We start from the raw sequence: 8,296 nt of genomic DNA on the forward strand, positions 1-8,296 counted from the left end.
TTGTGTGTAGGCTTCTTCATTTGAAAATTATATCGCTGAAAAAGCCTTTACAGATAGGTTTGTGCAACAAAGCCATCTACAACCATCTTTTCCACAAGATGGAGGTAGACCAAACAGGGGTGGAAATACCGCACTACAGAAGACGGCCAGTCATAGACTGCCCTGCCTGGCCTACCACAATGGCAAGCTAAGCATAATAAGCACAAAAAAACCGCTAAAGCGGCTTTAATGCTTCTGTAGTAATTTCCAGGTTTCCACGCCTGATTACAGATTTTGCTGTAATGTAGTTATCATATTTGTATCTTTTACTTTGGTCAAACCAAATTAGACTTTTTTATTCATTTTCTGGTGGTGTTTCAAATTTAATGCTGGCTTATTTTTTAAAAATTTTAACCGAAAAAATCCCTGTATTTTCAATACCTCCAAGGATGCCTATTTAGCTCAAAATCTATGCAGCATACTTTTTGAAGCACTACCTACATTTATTTTTTAATTCTATGAAAGGACCTCAATGAATTAAAATCATGAGAATAATTAAAACAAAAAATCAAATTCGCGGAAACCCAGGCCTTTGCTTGGCAAATCAGATTTTGACAAAGCAAAGGCCTGGGTCCCTTAAATTGAACGATATCTGCTTAGGCTATTCCCATAAGGAAGGGTGTTGTACAGCTTCCAGTAGCAAATCAAATACAAGGGATAATGTGATGTTTTTATTGCTTTGTTGATCGATAAAATAGACGTTAATCTTACGACTTTTTTGCGTGAGATCCACCGGATAGTTATCGTACTGTAATTGGACATCTTCAGGTAACAACAGCTGCATCCCCTCGATAAAATCCTGCATTTCCCAACCCATTTTTGGCTTTTGCTGGGCATCAAAACGACATTGGAAACAAAACTTGTTTCTTCTGAGTTTGCCATGCTGAATCAATACAGCTAAAGCCGACAGGGCTTTCTGCTCCTTTAAAAGATCTTTTAATGCGGTAAATGGCTGTAGGCTCTTTGGCTTCAGCTTTGTTTTGATCTGCTTGTCATAAAGGTCAGTTAAGTGCTGGTTGTCGGTCAATGCTGCACCGTCCTGATTCCATTCTGATTGACTGAATCGGACTTGCCATTTTGTAGCAAGCCAAAACGCACGCTTAACCCAAATATGTAGCTGATCCTCTGTATCAGGCGCTTTGATCTCTACGTTTTTCTGGATGTTGAGATACGGGTAGATGAGCTCATAGGAGGTTGGCTTCAACTCGAATTGCATCTTGGGCATCGGACACGGTTGTACCTTCTGATCAATACCCAACACCCGATGATCAGATTCAAAGCACTTTCGGTATGGGCGGTCGCGATGCAGATCCACCGCTTCAGTTTCTCCACGATCATAATGCCTGTTCAGAACAGAAGGATGAACCACACAGGGCGTATTGTAAATTCGATCAATCGCCAGCAGATCCAAGGTATGCAGGTAGTGTGAGGCCGTTTGTTCAATCGAGCTATGCCCCATCCAATCTGCCAACAACCGCCATTTATGCTGAATCACCGCTTCATGCCTGATCGCCTGTTCACCGAACAGATGCTTGCGCATGGACTTAGCCTGCTGCCAGCTGTAGTCGGTATAGGTCATCACCATTTCTTTCGATCCCAGCCAGGCGATTGCCAAATGATTGGCGGCACTATGGCGGAAACTGTGAAATGTATAGCCATGACCTGGATCGATAATTTCATCAAACAGCAGTCGGGTCATTTGTGAGATATACAGCTCACTCAGGATTTCTCCACCGATCTCAAAAACCAGCTGCTCGTTCGCCTTTTTATTATTCGGCTGCTGAAAACAATCTTGCAGATAGCTTTTCACCGCTTGCAGTTCATCATCCAGTAATACCGCATTCAAATCGAGTTGACGTTGGGCATTTTGACTTTTCAGTCGTCGATAGACATTGTTTCTTAAGATGATGCGAATGGCGACCGTTTGATTGCCTGGATCGTCTTTCCACAGCAGTTGAGGACAAATGATTTCACCCAGCGTCAGTCCCCGGATTTCATTGAGTCGACATCCCAAACGATAAGCCAGGAGGTACATCAGCAGCAACAGCTGCAGATAGACTTTTTCTTTTTCAGTTGAACAGGCCTCAATTTTCTGAATGACTCTTTTTTTTAATTGAATAAACAGCTGTGGGCTGATGAGCTTGGCTTGGCAGAACTGGATACGTTGAAAATCACTGTGGTCAAAGCTGCTGACCGCTGGCACATTCTCCGGATATTTTTTCTGGCAAAAGGCATGAAAATCTTTCAGTCGTCCAAAGGCATATTGTGCCCGACCCTGAGTGCGAGTGTCTGTGTATTCACGCTGTGTTTCAGCACGTTCATCGATGCTGTTCAGGATGGAGGCATACAATTGCTCATAGTGCTCTACATTCATCTGTTCAAGGTCATTGTCATACATATAGATATGACAGAAATAGTCTTTCGCAAAACTGCTCAGATAACGCTTGATACTACTCAATTTTAATTTCTTGCCGTTTTCTTTTTCTTCTTTTCTCAAATAAAAGATCCAGCTCAATAGTCTTAACTGTGCTTCTATCAGATTGCTTTCTTTATAATTGTCACCCTTTAAGGCTGCCTTCTTTGCATTTAACCGAGTTCGGATATTGCGCCATTGCTTAAACTGTTGCTCATCGCGTTGTCTTTGGCTTTGCTTATTTTTCCCTGCCGGGGCTCGCTCTTGTTCAAAAAACTCCAACTCAAATGGAAGCTCTTTCAGTTGCTGATGTGCCGTGATAGCCACCGGTTTGGCTGTTTCAGTCTCTAACGGGAGGATCTCATGTTCTACTTTGGCAAGATCAGCCGTGGATTTCAAGGTATTGAACCAAGCTACACCTTGGTCTTCTGCCGTTAAAGACACGGTTTTCAGATGATTCTGCAACACTTCACTTAAACACATATCCAGACTCAAGTCGGGATGGATTTCCAGCGCCAGGTTGACATGCTGAAAGGGCTTGAGTGCAGTAATCCCAATGATATCCTGATCCTCGGATCGCAAGATTTTTTTTAATGCCGCAATCTGTTCCGAGACCTTGAGCTGTTTTTTAAGATTCTCGAACACACTCAGAATCGCTTCCAGCACCTTACGCGGATGTTGTGGTTGCAGGTCCTCTGCTTGCTGTTTCAGGATGTGTAAAAAAAGTTGTGCATAAGGATTGAACCAGACATGCCGCCACTGATAAATCATCTTGTCTTTAATTTCATTGCCGTAATAGCGGTGTGGCATGCTGTAGCTGAGAACCAGTGGATTGGTAATTTTTTTATAGTCACTTCGATACAGTGTTGAATACCCAGATAACGGATTGCTCATTTTCTCCTTCTCTGTCTCCTCCTCCAGCAGACGATTGCCGATGGCGACCAGCTGAGTGAGATCACTACAGCCTGAACAATAAATCAGACTTAAATACAGATGACCCAAGCACTGTTGTGCTGTTGGCATCTGCAGTGTCTCGCTACGCCAATACGCCTTCAGTCCTCTGGCAATATGAAAATGCTGCTGTCCCAACCGCAGTCTGGCTTCAGTGCTGAGAATCTGCCGCGGTGGCGGATCAGAAAACAGCGTCGTGGGACGCAGCTTAATCGGATAAGGCTGTTGTTCCTCATTCTGATACTGTTCTAAACAGGCTAAAAAACTGGCTTCACTGTGTTTGATATACGGTTTGCGCTTGGCACGAGTGGTGAAGTCTTTGTTCCTTAAGAAAGTCTCCAGTCCTTTGGCGAAATCCGCCCAGATTCGGGCAATCTGGTCATCGACCTCCTGCTGGCTATCCTTCTGTCCTGCAATAGCCTCCTTCATTTGTTGAAAAGTAAAGGCCACTTGCTGAGCAATCTGATGATAAATGGTTGATGGAATCTTAATCAGATAAGCATCTTCCGATGCGCTTTCATCAGCCTCTTTACGCTTAATCAAACAGTCTTCAGCCCATTGTAAATAAGGGGCTCTCAGCGCGACCGTGGCAATCTTTTTATCCTTTAAAAATGCCTTGATTTCTTCCTGACAATCCACCCAAATTTTCTCAATTTCGCTATCGATCTCAAGCGTATTACCCTGATTTTTTTTAATGACCTCCGACATCTTATTAAAATCCGCTTCGACTTGCTGCTTGATATTTTCATATATCAGGGACATGATTTTAATCGGATAAGCCTCTTGCGTTTCGCTCAGGTAGTCTTCCTTCAGCTGAAAAAAATAGGCTTCGCTCTGTTGTAGATAAGGGGCTCGGAGTGTTGCCGTGCTAAGCTTGTGGTTCTTCAAAAATTTCTTCAGCGCTGACTGAAAATCTAGCCAGATTTTCTCAAGCCCTTCATCAATATCTGTCGTACTTCTTTTACGCCCTGCAATTGATTGGAGCATCTGCTGAAAAGTCAGTTCAACTTGCTCACCAATATAGGCAGCAATCACATCATGCTTTTTCATGTGCTTTATCCTTTTCTGGCATCGGACTGGATAAATGCTCAACCTGCAATGTCTTGATCATCTCATCGATGCCTTGGCTGACATGGCGTATATACTGATACAAGGAGGCTGAGGAATAACGATAAAACAGCTCTTGATCGCGTTGATCATGGCCGTACAAGGCCTGAATCACATTAAACGCCACTCCATGATCCATCAACATATTCATTGCAAAATGGCGCAGCCAGTTATTGTAAATAGGCGCTGAGCCATAGCGCGACAACGCCTCATTCACCCAAGCTCGGCTGAGAGGCTTGATCCTGATTTTAGGGCTGTCCCATGCTTGAGCCGTCACCGGCAGGCTTCCCGAATAGACAATCACCTTGCCAAACAGATCTTCAAGGGTGATATGTTTCTTGAAAACAAATTTCAGTAAGTCAGCATAGTGAGTGATCACACTGTTTAAGAAATCGAGATAATGCTTAAACGCCTGAGTAAAAAACTTCGCTAACGGAATAAAACGCCCATCCTTACGTGATTGGCTATTCTTTTTATCATTCACATATAGCAGTCTTAAATCCAGATCATAAGCACTACACTCCCCCAACAAATGTTCTTGCGGACGTCGTGTTAAACATAACAGGCTGATATGCCACATCCACAAACTGTAGGCATTGATCCGCTCGATCAAGTGCTGATGCAACTGAATTTTCTCATGACAGACCTTGTGCAGCTGCTGGAAGAAATCAGACACAAAATCCGGAGTCAGGGCCAATTGACTCCCCAGCCGGATGATATCCGCTTCACTCGAGCTTTCAAACTGCTGCTCGACGATCTTGATCTCGGCTTCCGTGTCCGGTCTGCACAGTGTATTCAGATAAATCCGGTACTTCTCATTCAGCTGCTTCTTTGCAACCCCTCCGTAAAAACTACCGGGAAGATCATGAGAACTATCTTTGCCCGACAGCACGTGTGCAATATATTCATTAAACGTGTGGTGAAAAACATGGAAGTACAACTGTGCCTGTAACTTTTCGACAGTGATTGAACCAAGCTGTTGTCCTGCTATGCATTTTTTCAGATATTGATTGACCTCTTGCACCGTCACAGGCGCAGTACCACAACGTAAATGTAGATATTCAAACCAGCTGCTGGACAGATACAGCTCATGAGATACCGTATGATTCAACTGATGTGGCATTAAACTTTCATTTTTTTGCTGAGTAATCGCCAGATACAGTCTCACCTGATATTCCGGCCACTTGGCGCTCCCCGTTTTCAGCAGCATCCCCTTTTCAATCAGCTGTTCATAGTTCAGGAGTACAACAGGTGACAAGCCACTGCTTAAACTGAGTAAACAGGCGGCAGCCATGGCAGAACTGTCCGGATCTTGGCTATTTAATTCGCTATTTAACAGGTAAAACAGATGCTGAATTACATCCTGACTCATATAATAAGAGTTGGTCACCAGCGGTTGTAAACGACGCTGTCGATGTCGCAACATATGCGTCGCATATTCATTCACAAATCTAAAAAAACGACCAGTTCCCGGATCTGTGGTTTCGATCTGCCAACCTTGTTCAATCGCATCGATCTCGCCCTCTTCATCTATCACGATCCATGGATCAAACGTGATATCAGCCGGAAAATCAGCTAAAGTGATCTTCCCCTGCGACGGGTAGTCCTTTTCAACTTCCTCTTCTTGCGAGGGCCAATCCGGCACAGGTTTCAGCTTTTTAGGTCTTGGTTTTCTCGGTTTCCGTTTTTTAGCTTTTATTCTTTGCAGTATGCGTTTTCTTCGTATTTTCCTGTGGATTTTTCGATACACGATTTTTTTGTCGGCCAGACGTTTAAAAATGATGGTCAGTGCACGCAAGTAGTTAGAAAATTTTTTCTCTTTTAAAGAAAAATCCTGAATAAACTCCGTCCAATTCTCATAAATTTCCTTATTGAACTGCACCAGATTCAACATAAAATCTAAATAGCATTGCAGTAATCGTCTGCTGTCGCTTTCCTCACTGCTTTCCTCACTGCTTTCCTCTTGCTGTTGCAGACCAAGCTCAACCAGCGGTTTACAAATGTAGCGCAACAAATCACAGATTTCTTTTTGCTTGGCGTCAGAAGCCGTTAACGGACAAATCGCCTGATATTTCTTGTAAAACAAATAACTGACCCGCAAGAGCAAATACCCGGTTTCATCCAGCTGTTCAGAAACATACGTAGCAAAATAAGTGAATGCCGCAAATAGATAATCCTTGCCTAGTTGTCGGGCGCTCACAATCGAGGTGTAAACCTCAGCCGCATTAGCTTTCAATTTCTCAATTTGGTGCACATCCTCTGCATGTAATTCAGAAAATCCTGTGGACGTCACCGTTTGCTGCAGTTGCAAGTATAGGATCGCGAATTTGACCCGCAATTTATCACTAGCTATTTTGTCTGCTGTATTTAATTTCTCACATTCTTTCGCTTCAGTAGTGAGCTGAGCTTTCAAAAGATTTTCTAAAGATTTTACTTTTGCCACGTTTCATGACTCACAATTCAATTTTTTTTTCAGGACTAAGATCACACTGACGCTTAATTTTCAGGATCTCTTTAACTTGTTTTTTGACCTCCTCGTTGCGCAAGTTAAAAAACGTCATCAAAAAATAGGCACTGAGTTTCCCTGACTGACCAAAAACCTCAGCCTGCACTTCTGGATCAATATAAATATCAAGTTCACGGATCAACTGCAGCTGTGGCATATAGTGCACATGTGCACGCACGGCACTGTCCGTTTTTAAGATCTCGAGAATCTGCTGCCATATCTTCACATAGCATTTTTCAAATTCCTCTTGTTTCTCTTTATCCTTGCCTGGTTTCTGTTTCTTCAGACTCCCCACCTGCTGCTTCAACTTGGGTAGCTTTGGTGTTTTTGTCACGAAAGGAAGAACAAACTGATAAAGAAAGAGGGCAGTGTTGCTTGCTGACTGAGCAAAAATCATACTAAAATGACCAAAAATTAACACACAAAATTTTATAACATTTTTTTTATTTACTTTTAAAGATTTTTTAGTTAATAATCACAATAATAATATTATTCAAATACTTATAATTTTACAATATCTAATATTCTGCAAACTCCCCCACTATATTAGTTACAACCCCTCAATTTCCATAAACAGTTTCAACAAAACATCATTAAATCCAGTCATAAAAAGCAAGTGAAAAAACCGCCTAAGATGTAAATCTTTGAGCTTATCAAACTGATCGATATGCTGTTAAAACAGTTTAAATTGAGCAGAAAATCATGTGCCTCGCCTCAAATTTTGGTAAGCATCCGCTGAACCCCATCGCTATTTTTTAATTGGGTTCAGGTTCCCAGCGGTGCCGCAGTAATTCTATTTGGGTCACTTTATCTGTCGGCAACCTTTTCAGCACATCACTTAAATAGGCATATGGATACAGCCCATTCATCTTTGCTGACTGGATCAGGGTCATCATGTTCGCTGCTCGCTGACCACTGCGTAGCGAGCCAGCAAACAGCCAGTTCTACCCCCAAGGCATAGGTATCTACACAAATATTTTTAATTGAGCTATCGTAAGCAGCATGTTTTAAATTTTACGACAACTCGATTAGATGCCAGTCTCGTTAAATGCAAGAACATCAGTATCTAAGTGAATCGAAATTTGTTGCTTCACAGGGCTATAGAATTGATCGTGGCGTACAAAGGCACTTTAACTTTTAAGTGTGAACCGTACCGGGTTTGTCGGAGACTTTTTTATTTAAGTTATGCCACCTGACCTAACGGGTTAATCTTATCATAGTACATTGCTTCAAACTCAAAAGGCGACACATAACCCAGTGCACTGTGTACACGCTTTTTA

3 protein-coding genes and 1 pseudogene are annotated in these 8,296 nt (G+C 42.5%); all 4 read right to left on the minus strand.

Going from position 1 to position 8,296, the window contains the following annotated elements; all coding sequences use genetic code 11:
* Positions 1-640: 640 nt before the first annotated feature.
* Entirely contained in the window at positions 641-4,453 is a 3,813-nt protein-coding gene (locus tag PV763_RS16400) for a site-specific integrase (RefSeq protein WP_420938226.1), read from the minus strand.
* On the minus strand, positions 4,440-6,953 hold the full coding sequence (locus PV763_RS16405) for a hypothetical protein (protein ID WP_420938227.1): 2,514 nt from the start codon (positions 6,951-6,953) through the stop codon (positions 4,440-4,442). The genes PV763_RS16400 and PV763_RS16405 overlap by 14 nt, the downstream gene beginning before the upstream one ends.
* A gap of 10 nt (positions 6,954-6,963) precedes the next feature.
* Entirely contained in the window at positions 6,964-7,413 is a 450-nt protein-coding gene (locus PV763_RS16410) for a hypothetical protein (protein ID WP_420938228.1), read from the minus strand.
* 358 nt (positions 7,414-7,771) lie between these two features.
* Positions 7,772-7,960, minus strand: a pseudogene (locus tag PV763_RS16415) (transposase domain-containing protein); the annotation flags it as partial.
* Positions 7,961-8,296: the final 336 nt, after the last annotated feature.

The sequence above is a fragment of the Acinetobacter sp. AS5 genome (genome assembly GCF_048957595.1).
Taxonomy (GTDB): domain Bacteria; phylum Pseudomonadota; class Gammaproteobacteria; order Pseudomonadales; family Moraxellaceae; genus Acinetobacter.